Annotated in this window: 25 protein-coding genes; 17 read left to right on the top strand and 8 right to left on the bottom strand. The window is 34.9% G+C overall.

The window, feature by feature from the left end:
* The first annotated feature begins 576 nt into the window (after positions 1-576).
* The 16 genes from PGR74_RS10700 to PGR74_RS10625 all read left to right on the top strand — a co-directional run bounded on the left by PGR74_RS10700 (position 577) and on the right by PGR74_RS10625 (position 10366).
* Positions 577-2325, top strand: a complete 1749-nt coding sequence (locus tag PGR74_RS10700; protein ID WP_270517120.1) for a WG repeat-containing protein — start codon at positions 577-579, stop codon at positions 2323-2325.
* Between the two features lie 2 nt (positions 2326-2327).
* Entirely contained in the window at positions 2328-3002 is a 675-nt protein-coding gene (locus PGR74_RS10695; RefSeq protein ID WP_270517119.1) for a hypothetical protein, read from the top strand.
* A gap of 332 nt (positions 3003-3334) precedes the next feature.
* Entirely contained in the window at positions 3335-3607 is a 273-nt protein-coding gene (locus PGR74_RS10690; RefSeq protein WP_270517118.1) for a hypothetical protein, read from the top strand.
* A gap of 353 nt (positions 3608-3960) precedes the next feature.
* Positions 3961-4173, top strand: a complete 213-nt coding sequence (locus PGR74_RS10685) for a hypothetical protein (RefSeq protein ID WP_270429487.1) — start codon at positions 3961-3963, stop codon at positions 4171-4173.
* 14 nt (positions 4174-4187) lie between these two features.
* Positions 4188-4445 (top strand): hypothetical protein, encoded by a 258-nt coding sequence (locus PGR74_RS10680; protein WP_270429489.1) that lies wholly within the window; start codon positions 4188-4190, stop codon positions 4443-4445.
* A gap of 309 nt (positions 4446-4754) precedes the next feature.
* Complete coding sequence (locus tag PGR74_RS10675; protein WP_270429490.1) at positions 4755-5072, top strand: hypothetical protein; 318 nt, start codon at positions 4755-4757, stop codon at positions 5070-5072.
* 85 nt (positions 5073-5157) lie between these two features.
* Entirely contained in the window at positions 5158-5394 is a 237-nt protein-coding gene (locus tag PGR74_RS10670; RefSeq protein ID WP_270429491.1) for a hypothetical protein, read from the top strand.
* A gap of 28 nt (positions 5395-5422) precedes the next feature.
* Entirely contained in the window at positions 5423-5578 is a 156-nt protein-coding gene (locus tag PGR74_RS10665) for a hypothetical protein (protein ID WP_270429492.1), read from the top strand.
* Positions 5579-5611: 33 nt separating this feature from the next.
* Complete coding sequence (locus tag PGR74_RS10660; RefSeq protein ID WP_270429493.1) at positions 5612-5866, top strand: hypothetical protein; 255 nt, start codon at positions 5612-5614, stop codon at positions 5864-5866.
* A 35-nt stretch (positions 5867-5901) separates the two neighbouring features.
* Entirely contained in the window at positions 5902-6120 is a 219-nt protein-coding gene (locus tag PGR74_RS10655) for a hypothetical protein (RefSeq protein ID WP_270429494.1), read from the top strand.
* 27 nt (positions 6121-6147) lie between these two features.
* Positions 6148-6513 (top strand): hypothetical protein, encoded by a 366-nt coding sequence (locus PGR74_RS10650; RefSeq protein ID WP_270429495.1) that lies wholly within the window; start codon positions 6148-6150, stop codon positions 6511-6513.
* A complete protein-coding gene (locus tag PGR74_RS10645) occupies positions 6500-6706 on the top strand; it encodes a hypothetical protein (protein ID WP_270429496.1) in 207 nt (68 codons plus the stop codon). Before PGR74_RS10650 ends, PGR74_RS10645 begins: the two co-directional genes overlap by 14 nt.
* A gap of 21 nt (positions 6707-6727) precedes the next feature.
* The gene (locus PGR74_RS10640; RefSeq protein WP_270517117.1) at positions 6728-6940 is read left to right on the top strand and encodes a hypothetical protein; all 213 of its coding nucleotides are present in this window, start codon (positions 6728-6730) and stop codon (positions 6938-6940) included.
* Between the two features lie 360 nt (positions 6941-7300).
* Positions 7301-9106 carry an ATP-binding protein gene (locus PGR74_RS10635; protein WP_270430126.1) on the top strand — a complete coding sequence of 602 codons (1806 nt, stop codon included), beginning with the start codon at positions 7301-7303 and terminating at the stop codon, positions 9104-9106.
* A gap of 8 nt (positions 9107-9114) precedes the next feature.
* On the top strand, positions 9115-9537 hold the full coding sequence (locus tag PGR74_RS10630; protein WP_270430127.1) for a hypothetical protein: 423 nt from the start codon (positions 9115-9117) through the stop codon (positions 9535-9537).
* A gap of 241 nt (positions 9538-9778) precedes the next feature.
* Positions 9779-10366, top strand: a complete 588-nt coding sequence (locus PGR74_RS10625; RefSeq protein ID WP_270430128.1) for a tyrosine-type recombinase/integrase — start codon at positions 9779-9781, stop codon at positions 10364-10366.
* 65 nt (positions 10367-10431) lie between these two features.
* On the opposite strand, the gene PGR74_RS10620 is transcribed toward PGR74_RS10625, so the two are convergent.
* On the bottom strand, positions 10432-12141 hold the full coding sequence (locus PGR74_RS10620; protein WP_270517115.1) for a recombinase family protein: 1710 nt from the start codon (positions 12139-12141) through the stop codon (positions 10432-10434).
* A gap of 74 nt (positions 12142-12215) precedes the next feature.
* Here PGR74_RS10620 and PGR74_RS10615 point away from each other — a divergent pair, with 74 nt between their 5' ends.
* Positions 12216-13664 carry a TrkH family potassium uptake protein gene (locus PGR74_RS10615; protein WP_041504761.1) on the top strand — a complete coding sequence of 483 codons (1449 nt, stop codon included), beginning with the start codon at positions 12216-12218 and terminating at the stop codon, positions 13662-13664.
* 71 nt (positions 13665-13735) lie between these two features.
* Here PGR74_RS10615 and PGR74_RS10610 read toward each other — a convergent pair whose 3' ends face one another.
* From PGR74_RS10610 to PGR74_RS10580, 7 genes are all read right to left on the bottom strand, one after another.
* Positions 13736-14344 carry an L-threonylcarbamoyladenylate synthase gene (locus PGR74_RS10610; RefSeq protein ID WP_041502450.1) on the bottom strand — a complete coding sequence of 203 codons (609 nt, stop codon included), beginning with the start codon at positions 14342-14344 and terminating at the stop codon, positions 13736-13738.
* Between the two features lie 11 nt (positions 14345-14355).
* Positions 14356-15012 (bottom strand): fructose-6-phosphate aldolase, encoded by a 657-nt coding sequence (gene fsa / locus PGR74_RS10605; protein WP_041502451.1) that lies wholly within the window; start codon positions 15010-15012, stop codon positions 14356-14358.
* A gap of 95 nt (positions 15013-15107) precedes the next feature.
* Positions 15108-16361, bottom strand: a complete 1254-nt coding sequence (locus PGR74_RS10600; protein ID WP_041504760.1) for a YeiH family protein — start codon at positions 16359-16361, stop codon at positions 15108-15110.
* Positions 16362-16442: 81 nt separating this feature from the next.
* The gene (locus tag PGR74_RS10595) at positions 16443-16823 is read right to left on the bottom strand and encodes an SRPBCC domain-containing protein (protein ID WP_041502512.1); all 381 of its coding nucleotides are present in this window, start codon (positions 16821-16823) and stop codon (positions 16443-16445) included.
* A 64-nt stretch (positions 16824-16887) separates the two neighbouring features.
* A complete protein-coding gene (locus PGR74_RS10590) occupies positions 16888-17481 on the bottom strand; it encodes an OmpH family outer membrane protein (protein ID WP_041504759.1) in 594 nt (197 codons plus the stop codon).
* A gap of 90 nt (positions 17482-17571) precedes the next feature.
* Positions 17572-18252, bottom strand: a complete 681-nt coding sequence (locus tag PGR74_RS10585) for a hypothetical protein (RefSeq protein ID WP_041502454.1) — start codon at positions 18250-18252, stop codon at positions 17572-17574.
* Complete coding sequence (locus tag PGR74_RS10580; protein WP_041502455.1) at positions 18239-18859, bottom strand: RNA polymerase sigma factor; 621 nt, start codon at positions 18857-18859, stop codon at positions 18239-18241. Before PGR74_RS10580 ends, PGR74_RS10585 begins: the two co-directional genes overlap by 14 nt.
* Between the last annotated feature and the right edge of the window lie 163 nt (positions 18860-19022).

Here is a 19022-nt window from a genome sequence, read left to right as displayed (position 1 = left end):
CTTGCTATTTGAATTGGCTATTTACTGGGATCATCATTTATGGACGATTAAAAATAGAGTAGGATATGTAAGTAATATCAACTCTTTTATGGTGTTAGTATTTATCCATTCCTGTTATTGTATCGCTTACGAGTTCATCCCCAAAGGTAATAAACAGCTATATTATTTAGGATGCTTGTACGTGTTATCAATATTAATCCCTGCAATCTTCCCAAGAATTAACGAATCAACATTTGGGATGATGCTGCGTTTATCAATCATTTTTGTCCCATTTTTAGTACTTGCAAGAGAAATGATAAAGAAACTAATTGATAAAGAAAGATTAATACAGGTTTGTTTGGACTGGAAGACCATGTATATAATATGGTTCATCTATCTACTTGTAATAGGAACACTACGAAATAACGGGAATTTATTCTTCTCTATAATAGAAGTATTATTCATTATAAAGATTATTGGTTGTTGCGTCTTTGCTATATCTGGATGCTATTGGTTACGAAAAAAGCAGTGGTTAAATGCTGTGATGTTTTTTATTCCAATCTGTTTTAAAGAGATAATTTCTTTAATTTACAAATTATGAAACGGTTACGCTTTGCTTATCTGAACGATATTAGAATACCAATCATCTGGGTATTTACGATTTTCTTTTTACTTGATTCTTGGATTCGTCCAGACGGGTGTTACTGGCTTAATTTCAAACCTGTCATTAAATTTGGAGATTTTGAGTTGGGGCAATTATATATAAATGGAGGATTATATTATCCATGTCTAGGTATATGGATAATTTTACCCTTCATATATTGCTTGTACAAAAAAAAGTGGAAGGATGTGGGAATGTTACTTGCTGCGTTTTGTATTCCCATGTTTATACGTGGAACATCTATTTCTTATGACTTGGTGGACTACAAAATGAATATAGGGAAGCATCTTGAACCTCGCACTAAAAAAGACAAATTAGGTTGGTTATTGTTAGATCGTGATAAACAGGTTGTGTCTAGGATATATTCTAAACGTCCTATTCGTTTTAGGCATGATAGAGCTGTTGTGGAGATTGATAATAATTGGGATGTTAGCATATCGGGTAATGATATAACAATTATTCCTGATACGAACCAATGCGATTACAAGGGAACTTCATATGTCTACATTGATACTTTAGGGAAACTTGTTACTCCCAAGGTATTTCAATCCGCATCTTCATTTAACAATTATGGTGTAGCGGTATGTAGGGATTCTTTTTACGGGATTATTGATACTAGTGGAAGAGAGATTTTACCATTTGAATATGATGAAATCTCGCCTGATCCTGAGGGCATGAACAATTACTACTGGCTAGAGAAGGATATGCAACATGGTTTGTTCTGTGATTCAATTTTATCAATCTTGTTAAGTGATTGTTCTAAAATATATTACTGGAATAGAACCGAGGATTCTTGCGTGTTTACCAAAAATGGTAAGGATTCTTTACTGCTTCTACCTACTAGAACAAAGCTTCCATTTGAATGGCATAAACTGGAGCAACTTCGATATGGGGAGGACACAACACTAATAGATACAATCATGTTTTCTTTGAAACAAAATGTAAATACGATAAGAGAAATTATAATAAATGAACAAGATACCTTATCCAAATTTCAAATTATAAGTGATTACTTGTACTATGACCATTGGGGAGATTCATACATGAATACAAGCAATCATTGGAGAGATCAATTTTCACAAGATTCTAATAATTTTTTAAGTGTTGATTTTCAAATAGAGAACAAATTGTATAACGAGTGGTGGAAATTTCATAAACATACCTTCTCAACCATTCATAAATTACAAAACTCAGAAACATACTACAATACTATTGAAGAATTAAACTTGCAAAAAATCTTACGCTTGGTTTATTCTTATCTCCTACTTTTTAATGAAGAAACTAACTTTGATGTAACAACAATAAATAAACAAGTTGAATTTTTCAGTTGGAATGATTCCATTATCGCTTGTTACAATGATCTTGTACAAGTACAAGGTTTGAGCCCCATAGCAATTCGCCATATCAATAATGAAAGGCACAAATGGGAGCAACTAATCGAGTACAGGTTTAATATATTAAACAATATCAACAAAGGAGGTTACATGCTAAAACTTAAACGGTTACTAAACAATGAAACAAGGGATTTGCTTCTACTTCAAATGGAACATATGCGGCAATTCTATCTTGACGTGACAAATTACATGAGCGAATACCAGAATAATTTTAGGAGTACTGTTATTGATTCATGGCTACAATTACCAATGCCAAATATTGAGATTAAAGATACGTTAATGAATAGGTAATCATGAAAGAAAAATTAGAATCAATAATGCTATCAAAAGAAGCCTCTTACTGGGGCTTCCTTGTTCCTGCAATGGTAAACTCTATTGCCTGTTTCCTGTATAGTGGTGGTAGTAACGCTACACTAGGAATTATAAACGGGATGCTCATGCTTTTCTTTACTGGATGCTATTATCTATTTTGCCTGTATTACTTCTGGGATAAGGAAAAAGCAAAAGGAGTTATAGCCTATTTCTTGTTTATAACCATTCCGTTAGTTATATACGGGATATTTATTCAACCTTTAATAGTAATAGAAAACAGTGGAGTTGATTTCACTCTTACCGTTTTATATTATATGACATTCTACTGTCTTTTTTGTGTCAAGTATGAACCAATAACAAGCAAGATTATTCATTATTATTTGAACTGGCGGGCAATCTATTTATTCTGGGCTATCAGTTTTATAGTCTTTCTCGTCTTGTTCATTACATTTATAAATATGGATATATTAGCGATATGCCAAATATACTGGTGGACTTTAGGACTAATTACAACCTTGTTAGGGGTATATCTCATATATAAAAAACAGTGGATTAATGGACTTCTATATTTCTGTTTATTCCTGTTTCCCATGCTCACCTTTAAATTGGGAAGGTTGGTAAAAGAATTATTGATGCACGGACACTTTTTAAGATGATGATATATGAAATATTGGAAAGATTTACGTGTGTATGTCCTGATATTACTTTTATGTAATTGTATCTTTACATTCATTGCAGGACTAATCGTATGTCGTAAATGGGAAAGTTATAGTCTACAAACTTATCTGAATAAATGGCATATATCCCTTTATGATCTAAATTTATATTGTTTTCTACTACTCTTCATAATAATGATATTATTTCTATTAGCGACACTTGTTTTATGCGTTAGAAAGAAGAACAAGAAAGATATAGGATTAATATTATTGCTTTGGTTGAGCCCTTTAGCGATTACCATGATTGTTGGTTTACTATTGGATAAATTTATATGATGAGAAGAGAAAAACTAATACAAGCCATTTTAAACTGGAAGTTTGTCTATACATTTTGGGCTATCAGCTATGTTGTTTATGTGGTTCTTAGGATATTTGGACAGGCATATATACTTACAGGAATCCCTTTCCTTGTATATTGGGGTTTATTAGGTATAATAACAACCATTGCAGGATGTTATCATATTTGTAAAAGACGTTGGATAGATGCTTTATTATATTTCTGTTTGTTCCCATTCCCTTTAATCGCTAATGTTTTTGTAAAATGACTATGAAGAAATATTTAATCAAATATATGGAAGATTCAAGAATACCCATCTTGATGAGTTTATTTACATGGTGGGGATTCTGGTTAATAATTGTACTAATTGGAGGACGAAATTTCTTCACGCACCATTACGGACATAATGTCCCTACAATATATTATATACCTTTCATTCTACCATTTACATACATCATCCCACCTTTATTCTATCAACTTTATAAAAAGAAATGGTTAAATGTGGGATTCTTACTATTAGTATGGTTAAGTCCGTTGGCATTATGGAACATAAATACAAGTTTTTGGTACTCTTTACTATATCATTTAGGAATTAATAGATGAATAAATCATCATTGAAACATGGAGGAGAAATTAAGAGAAGAATTAGAAAAGATATTTAGTAAGTATGGTTATATGGAATATCGTCCAGTGTTTGGTAAAAAGCCAGAGGAAGGAGAACCATATAGAACTGGGCATAATGAGAGTTATAGCTATGCTGTATATAAAGACCATATAGATGTACATGAATGGGATACACTTGAAATAGTAGAAACTATCAGAATTGATGAATAGTTTGTCATTAAAGAATGGAGGGAAATTATATGGAATTAACAAATGAACAATGGGACAGATTAGTAAAATATGGAGTTATGAGTCCTATCCATATATTTATGCCAACAGAGGATGGACCAATTTATATGGCTTGTAATGACAAATACATAAGAGCTGATTATAGCGATCGTATTGAGATAGCCACTAGATTTACAGAAGAAAAAGCAGGAGAATTAGTAGAAACTATTTGGTTAGATAACGAGAGTATCGAAGAGAACGGAGATAAACTATGAAGGTATGTAATACGAATAAGAAAGTGCTAAAGAGATTTACAAGAATTGAAGTAATTCTATTATGTGTTATAGTATTAACTACATTAATTGGACGTGATGGTATTCTTCATTCAAAACTAATGACATTTGTATGGTATAGAAGAACTCTATATACCATATATTGTGAGTTGTTAATACAAACAATTATCTGGTTAGGATTTACATTATACTATTTAAAAACTAAAATGTATAGAGAATTATTTCTTTCTATGGGAATTTGGATAGTACTTTCTGCTGTTGGAATTATTGCTTTATATTCAATATATTAATATGGAAATAACTGATGAAGAACTTGATAGAATAATGCTGGAATATGGAGGTACAATCAACCAGTATGCTATAGAAGAGTTTCCTAATGGATTAAGATTTTGTGGAAATAGATTTTACTTGATGTATAGCTTTCCCAATGGATACGCAATATTTGAAATTAAAGCATATAAAAAGTATGAATTGGTAGAAGTTATTGGAGAGGTTACAGAAGGTGAGTTAAAAGGACTTGATCATGATTCAAACCATAGAGCATGGATTAGTAGAGAATATAATACTAAAACACCTGTGTTGTTATACGACAAAAGAGATTATGATTGAAATAAGTATAGGGATGCAATGACAGGCAGATATGTATTTGTTCCTATTGCTACAGGAGCAACAATATTAAATAATAGTAATAAAAATGAGCAAGGTATATGATAATGGAGTAATTAGAGAAGAACCATATTGGGGATGGGAAGGATTCACCAAGACTATAGCTCTTATTGATGAATTTGGAGAAGATATTAGTAATCCTGAATATGATGGTTTATATTTCAGAACAGAGGAAGATGCACATAAATATGCTAAAGACCATGGGCTAAAGGAGAATGAATATTGCATAGGTGAGTGGAAAGTTCAGCATATTATAAGGAAGTAGGTATTAATAATTTAAATGATAAGTAACTATGAGTAAAATACCAGAAGATGAATCTTTCCCTATAGACATTTCACAATTAGGATATGATCCACATATATTAGAAGGTTATGAAGACATAGACGAATCTATAGATGAATCAGAACTTCCAGATGAAAAAGTGTGGGATAACTTTACACGGATATAGTAGAAACTATTTGGCTAAATAAATAAAATAATTATGGCTTATTTTAATGATGGAACGATAAAGGATAAAACGGATAGAAAGCCTTATACAATCTACTTACTTAATGTAGATAGAGGAACCGTGCCAGTAGAAGTTGTAGTTGGAGGTAAGATAATGAGAGGTACAAAGAATACAATTAAATATTCTATTGAAAGTGAAGTATTCAAAACAAAAGAAGAGGCACGTAACTACGCTAAACAACATGGATTGAAAGAAGATGAGTATAAAATTGGAGAATGGTTATATTAGGTAGAAATAATCTGGTAAAATAAAAATGAATAATTATGTCTATATATGAGAGAGAAGGTCATAAATTTGAATATAGACCATACGGAATACGATTACTAAACAAACCTAAATTAGAAGTAGGAGAAATAGAGAAAATAGAAGTAGCTGATCCTTTAGAATGTCCAATGTTTAAAACCAAAGAAGAAGCTATTGCTTTTGCTAAAGAGAATGGTTTAAAAGAAGATGAATATGAGATTGCTTTCTGGTATGTATAATGTCACTTAAAAACAGAGGTAAGTTATATGGATTATGGTGAATTTACAAGACCTAAATTAGGACCACCACCAGAAGAAGGTGACCCTATATTTGTAATGATTAATGATTGTATTACTATGTGTAGATATGCAGATGGACATACAGAAATACGTGACAAGGAAGGTAATTTAGTTGAAGTATGGGATGAAGCTGTAGGCGGGATAGAAGAGAAGTATGGTAAATTAGAATATCATATTCATTATGGACAAGAAGGAAGTCATAATTATATAGCAATAAATGAAAATTATCGTATATATGGATATTCAGACAGAATTGAAGTATATAAGATAAGTACGAATGAGTTAGTAGAAACTATTTGGTCAGATAATGAAAACAGCCATGAAAGTATATGATAATGGAATAGAATATGAATCAGATGAGAAATATGCTTATTTAAAATATTATCTTCAAATTGGTTTACTAAGTGGAGAGAAAAATGAAGAGTTGAAACAGATATATTTTAAAAATGAAGATAATCTCCATGAATTTGCTAAACAATATGGTTTACAAGAAGATGAATATGAAGTTATAGAGTGGAAGTATTAATGAATAAAACATCATTGAAACATGGAGGAGAAATTAAGAGAAGAATTAAAAAGGATATTTAGTAAGTATGGTTATATGGAATATCGTCCAGTGTTTGGTAAAAAGCCAGAGGAAGGAGAACCATATAGAACTGGGCATAATGAGAGTTATAGCTATGCTGTATATAAAGACCATATAGATGTACATGAATGGGATACACTTGAAATAGTAGAAACTATTAAACTTGATGAATAGTTTATCACTTAAAAATGGAGGCAAGTTATGATATATATATATGAATTGGCTATAAGTAAGTATGAAGAAGTAAAGTAAAGCCCAAAGATGGCTCGTTTTATGAATTTGATTCATTTTCTAAATTTTGACATCTCTCTGTTTTTGCCCCACTCCATACCTTCTACGACATTCTTCCTACCAGAATGACACTTTTCGTTTTGAAGACAAAAGCCCTGCTAATCGAAAGCAAATGACAAAATTCAGCATCTAAACAGACCTTCCAAATTAAGAAAGTCCATAATCGTTTGAAACTTCCAGAAATAGAGTTACTTTTGCTATATCATTTTCCCATACAGAAACACCAATCAAAAGAATAATATTATGATTCTAAAGAAACTATATCTTGAGAACTTTCGTGGATACGAAAAAATAACAATTCCATTTAACAATAATCTAAATGTTATTATTGGAAAAAATGATGTTGGTAAATCAACGATATTAGAGGCTCTTGAAATTTTTTTCAATAATGAAACAGTGAAAATTGAAATAGAAGATTTAAGGGTTGGGGCAGCTCCGCAAATTGTTATTGGTGTAGCATTTCAAATTGATAAGAGTAAAGAATATCTTATAGACCCAGAAAGAAAAACATCATTGGAAGCGGAATACTTATTGAATGAAGATGGTTTACTCGAAATAAGAAAAATATGGGATTGCACGAAGTCATTAACAGCAAAAAGTTTAACGAGTTATATCGTTGCCAATTATTTAAAAGAATTTTCAGAAGAACCTCTTGTTGCATTGAAAATAACAGATTTAAAGAAAATATGTACAGCAAAGGGGCTTGATGCAGACGTTCCAGATAAAAGAGTTCTATCAGATTTCAGAAAAGCGATATATAACTCTATTCAAAATAAAGAAAAACAATTAACTCTTATTCCAATAGACAAAGAAGATATAAAAAGAATATATGATAGCATAAGTTCTGAATTTCCTTATTTTGCCATATTTCAATCAGATAGACAAAATAAAGATTCAGATAAAGAAGTTCAAGATCCCTTAAAAGTTATAACCAAACAAGCTATTGCAGAGGTTGAAGTTCAATTAAAATCCGTAGTTGAGGAAATAGAACGGAGAGCCATTGAAAAAGGAAAGCGAACAATAGAAAAACTGTCTGAAATGAATCCCGAAATAGCCAAAACGCTCTATCCTAACGTTAAAAACAAAAATTGGGATACTCTTTTTAGCTTCTCATTTACTGGTGATGAAGGAATTCCAATGAACAAAAGAGGAAGTGGCGTTAGAAGATTAATATTACTAAACTATTTTAGAGCAGAGGCAGAAGAAAGAGCTGGAAGTTCAAAAGGGGTCATATATGCTCTTGAAGAGCCTGAAACCTCTCAGCATCCAGAATATCAGAAAATATTAATAGATTCGCTAATTAAACTCGCTAATGACGAAAATCGACAAGTGATTATTACCACTCACAGCCCAGAGATTGCAAAAATAGCAGAAAATGAGAGCCTTATTCTCATCAAAAAAGATTCATTGGGGAAGCCTAATATCGTTTCTGAAGAAAATAATAAATTGACTGATATACGTGAAACGTTAGGAATAATGCCATACTTAACAAAACTCGTTATATGCGTAGAAGGAGAGTATGATATTAGATTCTTGAAGAATATTAATCAAAATATTCCAGAATTAAAGTCTATTATTGATTTAGAAGAAAAACAGATAAGCATTATTCCCATGATAGGAGGTAATCTAAAAAATTGGGTAGAAAGATATTATCTAAAAGATTCAAATGTCATAGAGTTCCATATCTATGATAGAGATTCAAGCTCAGGAAGGAACACTGAACAATACAAAGAACAAGCAGAGAAGATTAATAGCCGTCCAGATAAATCTTTTGCCGTATTAACAAAAAAAAGAGAACTTGAGAACTACATTCCAAAAGAAATCTATAATGAATATTTCAAAACAGTAGATTGTAATTCCATTTCAGATTGGGATAACGAAGATCTACCTACATTCTTTGCTTCCAAAACAGGATTAAAACAAGGAGAAGTTAAGTCTATTGTAAATGGATGTTTAGCAAAACGATTAACAAAAGAAATGCTGGTACAACTAGATGCTTTTGAAGAAATAAAAGGCTGGTTTGAAAAAATAAGTGAGCTATATGAATAAGAGTGATTATGACGCATGATGAAAAATTAGATAAAATCTTATATGGTTTATTATCTCGTATCTCTACCAAGATTGGAAATAATGGAGAAGATGACAAAAGATTAACAATGGACTTCATTTGCAAAACATTATTTAAAAAAGGAGGGCATGAAGATTGGGAAACCGAATTTCTACAAAGAAGATTATTATCAGATGGACTAATTGAATTTAAAAGGAAAGAAGATTTATATTTGCCAGAAATAACAGATTTGGGAATAAAGTATATCCAAAATGGAGGTTACACAAGAAAACATTCAAACAAGAAAATAGAAGAGGATTTGAAAATACAGACTCTCAAGAACGCCAAGAAAAGTTGGATTGCCATTGTAATTTCAGTAATATCATTGATACTTACAGCAATAAATATTTGGATTGCATATATCAAAAATTAATGAGAATATAATTTAAACTGTGTCAGCAAAGAAGCAAATAATTAATTTTGCTAATACAGTTTAAATTACATTCTCTGTATACAGGGTTTACTTCACCAGAAGCAAGCCCTTTTTATTTGTGGAATGTTCACTTCTACAATTAGTGAACGTTTCTCTCTGTATCAATCACTTACAATTTGGGGCTATTTTCTGGTTCCATAAAATATTCACTTATATATTTAATCTTACAAATTTGAACATTATGAGTTTGAAGTATTCTAACACCACGGCAGACCGTCTGGATTGGGCTGATATGCTTAATCTAACTAGAAAACTAATACAGGACGGGAATTATAAAATCGCTTTGTTTATCACGCTAGGTTCTTTCTGGGGATTACGTGTGTATGACATGAAGCAACTCACTTGGTTGTTGATTCTGGATAAGGATGAAATCACCATCACGGAACACAAAACGGAGAAGAAAAGGACTATTCCCATTTCTCCACAACTAAAGAAGTTTATCACGGATTGTTACAACCACATTAACCCCGTTTGCCTCAATTCTCCTGTCTTTCTAAGCCAGAAGAAAACCGTTTACTCCACCCAACAGCTAAACAGGATTCTAAAGCAGGTAAAGGCTAAGTACAGGGTAAACGTCAAAAACTTCTCCTGTCATAGTCTACGCAAGACTTTTGGAAGGCAGGTTTACAACCAGAATCCAGAGAATGCGGAAAGGGCTTTAGTTATGCTCATGGATATGTTTAACCATTCCTCATTGGCTATCACAAGGCGATACATTGGATTAAGGCAGGAAGAAGTAGCCCAGACTTATGAATCTTTGTCATTCTAGTAAAAAAGCCTATTCCTTCAATTTAGAGGGGATAGGCTTTAATTTTATCAATAATACAAGAACCTTTATATTATAGGTAATACTTGCTCTGACATAGATGCAATCAAATCCTGAACGGTGATTTCTTTATCTACGGTTTCAAAGGAAAAAGCCTTGCCAGAGGGAATAGTTTTGATTATAAATGTTCTATTATCTTTATTATAACGAATCACATCATTACCAAACATCAAATAAATCATCTCTTTTATATTCATCAATATATTAAGCTCCAAACCCATTTTATACCTAATTGTAAGTAATTGATAAGGTTTCTCTATCAGATAAATAAATACTTTATCTATCAATTCTGCACATATACTTTTCTTTTGAAAGTAATCAGAATCATCTATCGTTGATATATATTTTTCGTAATTATCACTGGCATCTATTTTATTAGATAACAAGATATTTTCATTTGTAATGTCTGATATATTCTTATTTATACGTTCCACTTCTTTGTTTATATCATGCTTGGCATCCAAATATGTTTCGTCATCAAGAATCCCTTTAATATATCCATTATTAGCCCTTTTCATATCTCGCTCCAAGACATCCAATGTTTTATATAAACCATTGATTAGATTTTTATTATCCTCTATTTTTTGTAAATTACTAATTTTCTCTTCCTCAAACTTTACTCTACTTTGTTCCTGATCGTATATTGATTTCACGGACTTCCATACAAGGGAATCTGCAATTTTTGTTTCTATTGGTTTGTTTTTGCAACCTGTTTTCTTTCTATTTTGTGTACCATCTGCATACGTTATTCTAATACTACCAACATCTTGTTTACGATAATAAGAACAACCACAATATCCACATTTCAATAAACCACTTAATATTGTATCCTCTGCTTTCGTCTTATCTGTATCTTTAGGTCTTTTAGGGCGCAAATCATTTACTTCTAACCACAAAGTTTTATCAACAATAGCAGGGGCTGCATATACTTGCTCAACATATTGGGCAGGCTCTATTATTCTCCCGTTTGAATCCCTTACCGCTGCCTTAGTACATTCATAACGACGCCCCTCTCCATAGTAAACAGTATTAGATACCAATCGCCATATATCTGCAACCTCCCAAACTTTATCTAACTTTCTCCAACCACCTTCCTTAGGTTTAAACTTTATTGTATTAAAGTAATCAGCTATATACCTAAAACTTTTCCCTTCTTTATAAAGTCTAAAAGCGTCACGTACTAAAGGAGCTTCTAATTCTTCCTCTATATACAAGTATTTATCTCTTATATAATAACCAAATGGTGCCTGAGGGGTATAACTTTTACCACTAGCGAGAGCGTTCTTTTTACCTGACTTCATCATTGCTTTTCTATTCTCTGCATCCATTTCTGCAAACATACCAAGAATGTACAGGAATAATTTAGTCATTCCATCCAACTCTCCATTTCTATCCAAGGTTACTATATTTCTTTCTTTAAAATGTAAACATATGCCTTTATTAGTAAACTCATGAATTAGGTCTATGAAATTTTTACTGTTTCGACTTAATCGAGATACATCCCAAATAAATATTTTTTCAACATCGTCTTTTGTCAATTTTCTCATTAAAGAAAGTTGCTCTCTTGTAGACATATCTTCAACCGCAGAGGCTTTCTCTTCAAAAACAAGAGGATTATCATACCCCATTGCTTTCGCAAATGCTAAAAGTTCTCGTTTCTGCCTAGTATAATCCTGTAAATCAGTAGAAACTCTTAAATAGATTGCTGCGTTACTCATTCGAATTTATTTCTTATATTTGCCTTCAAATATAAGTAAAATAGAAAAAGTTACAAACTTATTCATTTCCAGAAATGATCAACTTCCGATTTATCGTAAACATCATAGGAAAACTTTTATTAGTAGAAAGTGCCTTTCTCGTGCTTTGTATCGTTGTCGCTTTAATTTACGGGGAAAACGATTTACTGGCATTCATCTACTCCGCCGTAATCACCTTGACAGCCGGATCGCTTATGGCATTTACGGTAAAAGTAAAGGACCGGGTTTTAGCAAAGAAAGACGGATATTTTATCGTAACCTCTACCTGGGTCATTTTTACCGTATTCGGTTGTCTACCTTACTTGTTTGGCAATACCATCCCCTCTATTGTCGATGCCGTCTTCGAAACGATGTCCGGATTCACCACGACGGGCTCTTCCATTATTAACAATGTCGAAGCCCTACCGCACGCGACTTTATTCTGGCGCTCCCTGACCCAATGGATGGGAGGTATCGGTATCATCGTATTGCTGCTGGCCATCTTACCCGGTTTCGGAATTGAAGGACGGGATATGTTCGTGGCGGAAGTAACAGGCCCGACCCACGATAAATTCACGGCCACCTTCACCTCAACGGCCCAGCGCATGTGGACTCTATACTTGTCCTTGACCCTTCTGCAAACGGTTTTCCTTCTTTTAGGCGGGATGGATCTTTTCGATTCCATCTGTCATTCATTCACCACCATGGCGACCGGAGGGTATTCAACGAAACAAAATAGCATCGCTTACTGGGACTCAGCCTATATTCAATATGTATTTATTATCTTCATGTTTTTGGCAGGAACCAATTTCGGACTCATGTACTCCGTAATCTTAAAAAAGATACGCAATCCTTTCCGGGATGAAGAATTCAAACTCTATTTTCTTATTGTCGTCGTATCCAGTACGATCATCGCTTTAGGGCTCTATTTTAACGGATATTCCGATTTAGAGAAAAGCATTCGCGATGCCCTGTTCCAAGTCGTTACCATACAAACGACCACCGGCTACGCGACGACCGATTACCTTCTGTGGCCTCCTCTCTTGGGTATAATTATTTTCGTCTTGATGTTTGTCGGAGCCTCGGCGGGTTCCACCTCCGGTGGACTAAAATGCGTTCGCATAAGCCTGTTGTTTAAAAATTCGTTCATCGAGATGAAGCGAATCATTCACCCCAACGGCATCATTAACGTGAAATACAATAACAAAAGCGTGCATCCGAACATCATGAGCGGAGTGATGGGATTCGCCATTCTATACATCTTCATATTCGGCATCTCCAGCGTTATCATGTCTTTTTTCACGAAAGATATCGCGACAGCCTGTAGCGCCGTTATTACCTCCCTGAGTAACGTGGGACCGGGATTTGGAGAGATCGGCCCGATGGGTAACTTTTCCATCCTTCCCGGTATTGCAAAAATATTCCTGGCAATCCTAATGTTAGTCGGTCGTCTGGAGGTATTCACCGTACTCGTTTTATTTAGCAGAACTTTCTGGAAAAAATAATTGCGTTCGGAACAAACAATAAAAAACGGCGCCATCTTAAAAGAAAGCGCCGTTATAGCATAAAAGCGGTCTTATAATTCCCCTAATCCCTGACGGATCACGGCTATTTCATCTCCCGTACAATCCAATACGGTAGAAGGAACATTTTTACCGTACCCTCCGTCAATGACCAGATCTACCAATTTTTCATATTTTTCATGAATCAATTCCGGATCCGTAATGTATTCGACCTCTTCATCGGGACCTCCCTTTACGGAAGTCGTCAGCAAAGGCCCGTCCAACTCTTTTACAATGGCCTGCACTATAAAATTATTTGGAATGCGAATCCCTATCGTTTTCCGCTTATTCATCAACACATTCGGTAATTTATTCGTGGCAGGCAACACGAAAGTGTAAGGGCCCGGTATATACTGCTTCATCGTCCGGAACACCTCATTATTCACTTTTGCATAAATGGATATGTTACTCAAATCTTTACATATCATCGAGAAATTCGCCTTTTCCGCTTTCACGCCGCGGATGGCCGATACCCGTTGCACCGCTTTCACGTTATTAATATCGCATCCGATAGCATAGATCGTATCGGTAGGATAAATAATCACGCCTCCGTCGTGTAACAAATCCACAATCTTTCGAATCTCCCTTTCATTGGGATTATCCTCGAATAAGCGTACAAACATAACCCGCTGATTTACGAGTTCACCTTCTTGTAATCAGCCAGAAATGCGGCTAAACCACTATCCGTCAACGGATGTTTCAATAACCCCTTGATAGCATTCAACGGACAGGTCGCTACATCGGCTCCGGCCTCTATACATTGAATAATATGTTGCGTATGACGAATCGAAGCGGCTAACACCTGAGTATTGTATCCGTAATAAGCATACATATCAACAATTTTTTCCACTAATTCAATACCGTCACTACTGATATCATCCAATCTACCAACAAAAGGAGAGACGTAAGTAGCACCAGCTTTAGCAGCCAATAAAGCTTGCCCCGGTGAAAAAACCAAAGTACAATTCGTACGAATTCCTTTTCCAGAGAAATATTTTATCGCTTTAATTCCATCCGCGATGCAAGGTACCTTCACCACGATATTGGGATGTAAAGCAGCTAATTCCTCTCCTTCTCTTATCATTCCTTCATAATCCGTAGCGATCACTTCCGCACTTACATCACCATCTACAATATTGCATATTTCGATATAGTGTTTTTTGCAATTTTCTACTCCCTTTATTCCTTCTTTGGCCATCAACGAAGGATTTGTCGTCACTCCGTCCAATACCCCCAAATCATTAGCTTCCCTAATCTGGTCCAAATTTGCGGTGTCAATAAAAAACTTCATATAATATCATTTTTAGGTTTAACATCATGAACTGCACACAAAAATATAAACAATATCCGAATATTATTAAAAATGAAGAATTAAAAATATCATTCTCAACTCAATACACCAAATAACAGCCAAGCTATCAATAAGGTAAAAAACACATTAAATACCTGGGCTCCCAGAAAAGCATAAGTCGAACGTCTGTTTTCGGAGGTAATCAAACTCCTGAAATCCGTTTCCAAACCGATTGAAGTAAACGCAAGGGCAAACCAGAGACCCTGAATATTTTTCAGAATCGGTTTTGCCTCACTCACAACGGAAGGGTCTATCAGAAAAGAAAATACCAAAGAAGCAGCTACAAAACCCAACACGAACTTCGGGAAACGGGTCCATATCACTTTTAAAGTCGGTTTTTCCTCTACGCCCTCTACCTCCTTTTTGGTATAGGACCAATATATGCTGATTAAAAAAGCGGCAATACCCAACAATACGTTCTGAGAAAATTTCACAATGGTACTGGTCTGTAAAGCGACTTCCCCGTATATAGCGCCTGTTGCGGCCACCGCCCCGGTAGTATCGATAGTTCCCCCGATCCATGCTCCGGCCATATCTTCCGGCAAATCGAGCAATTTAGCCAGGGCCGGCATAAGTATGATCATCGGAACCGCTACTACCAAAACCAACGAAACGACATAGGACAATTTGGTTTTATCCCCTTTGATTGCTCCAGCCGTGGCCACGGCTGCCGATACGCCACAGATGGAAACAGCACTGGATAACATTAAAGCCATCTCTTTATCAATACCCATTCTCTTGCATAACCAGAAACAAAAATTCCACACCACGAAGACAACGATACAAGACTGTATCAACCCCAGCGAACCGGACTTCAGCAAGTCTCCGAACAATACGGTCGTTCCTAATAACACCAATCCGATTTTCACAAAAAGCTCCGAAGAAAGGGACTCTTTCAACCACTTGGGAATAGAAAAAACATTGCTGATGAAAAGGCCGATTAATAAACTGAATATCACCGTCTCCAATCCCCAATCCTTTAAAAATTTATTCCCGCCGACCACCATAGCCAAAAGCGTCAAAAAGAACACGACAGGGAAACTATAGATAACGGATCTAAAACTACGGCCGTTCATTCTTCCGGCAATCAACGCCATAATAAACATAAACCCAAAAACCAAAAGAGCATGCCCCACGTTATCTAAAGCAAATACCTTATTAATCAAGACATCTGCATCCGGCCAGCTAAAGGAAGGCCACTGCGGTTTCAACTGAAAAATTATCAATAAAATAATAAACCACCCCACTATTGCTGAGGTCCAATCTTCGGAAATCTTACATTTACTCATCTGACTAATTCTTAAATTTATTCAGCGACAAAAATAAGATACATTTTTTTTCAATACATCCGCATTTTTACTGATTTTATATCAATACATTTCCAACATCCCCTTTATCGCCCCCCAGTAATACTCTTTCCAGCCTTCCACGATTTCATCATACACCTCGTCCGGAATATGAGTATGCAATAACTCCACGCGAGTCGTCTCTTTTTTCTTCTTCAATTCGATCGTTACTACCGAAGGGTTTTCTGTTTCTCCGAAAAACCACTCCTGCACCACCCTCTTGTAAGGCTCTATCTCTAAGTTCACACCACAGATATCTCCTTCCCAAAGAGAAAAAACAAACCCCTTCTCAGCCTTCATTTGTGCCGGATAACCGCTCCAAAGCTCGATTTGAAAAGGATTGGTCAAAGCTGCAAACACCTCTTCCGGATCGGCAACTATTTCAATCGTATACTTAAAATCCATAAACTTTTTCATATAAAAGAAAAGGCTGATTTATTCAGCCTTTTCTCTTTATTATCTATCCTATTTATTTCTTCTTATATTGTGCATTCAACTGTTTCAATATGTCTTGCGTTATATCAAATCCGTCTTCTGCATAAAAAACAGTTCCACCCAAGGTTGTACTCAAAATTAAATTATAACCTTTTTCCTTGTTGTATTCTTTCAAAAAAGCAATAATAACATCATACAACTTTTTATTGATTTCGTTCTGCTCACGCAGTATACTCTCTTGAGTTTCCTGTTTCAAACGCTCCATATTCTGACTTTCGAGTACGATATCGTAATACTCCTGATTGGCACTCTCCCGGGTCACGAACCCGTTATTCTCCAACTTACGTTGATATTCGTCTTGTCTCTTTACCAGGGATTTCATTTTCACGTTCATGTCCGTCTTATACTTCTCTATCTTTTTCAAAAAAGCCTCATTCAATTCTCTCGACTGAGTGTAATTACTCAATAAGGTATCCATATTGATATAGACGATTTTAGCCTCAGGATTAACAACTTTTACTCCTTCCGATTCATTGCCTGCTTTATTACTTCCTGCAAAATGCAAAATATACAACACGACCACGGCAACTAACAATAACACATTTAATCCTATCGAAAAATTTTTCATAAAATATAACTTTGTTATTAATAAATCGATTAACTGGAAACGGACTTCCCGGTGGAAATAGTTTCAGTTACAAAGATAGTCTTTCTTCTTTTAGTTGGCTCGTTTTTCCCTTTTTTCTACATAAAAAATTTTCTTTAACAGGTCCACTTCATCCTGTCGAATCGGGCGAAACCGTTCATATAATTTCCGAGACATATAAAGCTTACGAATCGTCCTTATCGATTGGACCCCCACTCCAAATCCAACATCCACATGTCCCTTGTTCTCTACCGTATGAGCAAATTTTTCTATCTGCATTTTCCGATTCATCTCCCGGTCCATTTTCGTTACCGGAGAAAAAGCCCCGGCAACAATCCCTTTTTCATTATATAAGGCATTCTCCATACTGCGGTCCGGCTTATAATCTTCCAATACATAACGGGGGATGACCACAACCTCCGCCAATAATACAGTATCCCGAGTCATAAAAATCCCTAACAGATAATCTCTTTGAGTAAGCGTATCGCTAACGACTATTTTCACGGGCACATACCCCACGTGAGAAAAGACCAACGTATCCCCCATCTTTACCTCAAAAGCGAAACGCCCGTCCTCGTCTACTCCCCGGTAAGTACTATCCAATCGGCAGAGAGCGTTCCGGAGCGGAAAAATACTATCCCGATCGCACACTACTCCCGTAACGAACAGATTATCCTGCTTCTCAACCTGTCCGTTAACACTATATATGCCATAAAAGAAAAAAAATAACAGGAAAAACTTAAATCCTCTCATTCTCCCGAGCAATTTCACTATTCTGCAAAATATTCAGCAATAGCTCCCTTGCCCGAAACAACTGAGCTTTAACAGTTCCTAAGGGAATCGCCAACTCCTGAGCAATCTCTTCATAAGAAAATTCGTCAAAGTAACGTAATTCGATCAATTTCCGATAACGTCCTTTCAACATCGCCACTTTTTCACGCATGAATTCTGCGCGTTGATTGCGAATTGTCTCTTCTTCCGGGCTTAATACATCCGCCGGAACACTATTGATATATCCCCGGTCGTCCGGATTGATATCATCTTTATCTAAAGAAACGGTTAAAGCTTTTTTCTTTCGTATAAAATCAATGGTATTATTCGATGCGATCTTAAATAACCACGTACTGAAAGCAAATTGAGGTGAATAATAATTTAAACTCGCAAAAGCCTTTTCAAATGCTTCGAACATCAAATCTTCCGCATCGGTACGGTTATTCACCATCTTCAATATCATGAAATAGACGGAATCTTTATACCTTTTAAACAACTCTGCATAAGCTTTTTCGTCACCCCCAATCGCTCGCTTTACAATTTTATAATCATAAAGCGCTTTTTCTGATAAATTATTCGTTATCTCCATTTCTTTCTGTTAAAAAATGAATATCCATTCCAGTACCATCGATAGGCAAAACCCACTGTACTTACGACTAACGAAGTTAGGAATAATTTTCTTTGTTTTAGATGCTTAGAGTAAATATTTAATCTGATTCTCCGCAAACACACCTAATATTTTTAGTATATTA

The organism is Sanguibacteroides sp. AM78-02pH3A (genome assembly GCF_027666085.1).
Classification (GTDB): domain Bacteria; phylum Bacteroidota; class Bacteroidia; order Bacteroidales; family Marinifilaceae; genus Gabonibacter; species Gabonibacter massiliensis.
The sequence above is the reverse complement of the archived record's forward strand: the minus strand, read 5'-3'. Positions and strand labels throughout refer to the sequence as shown.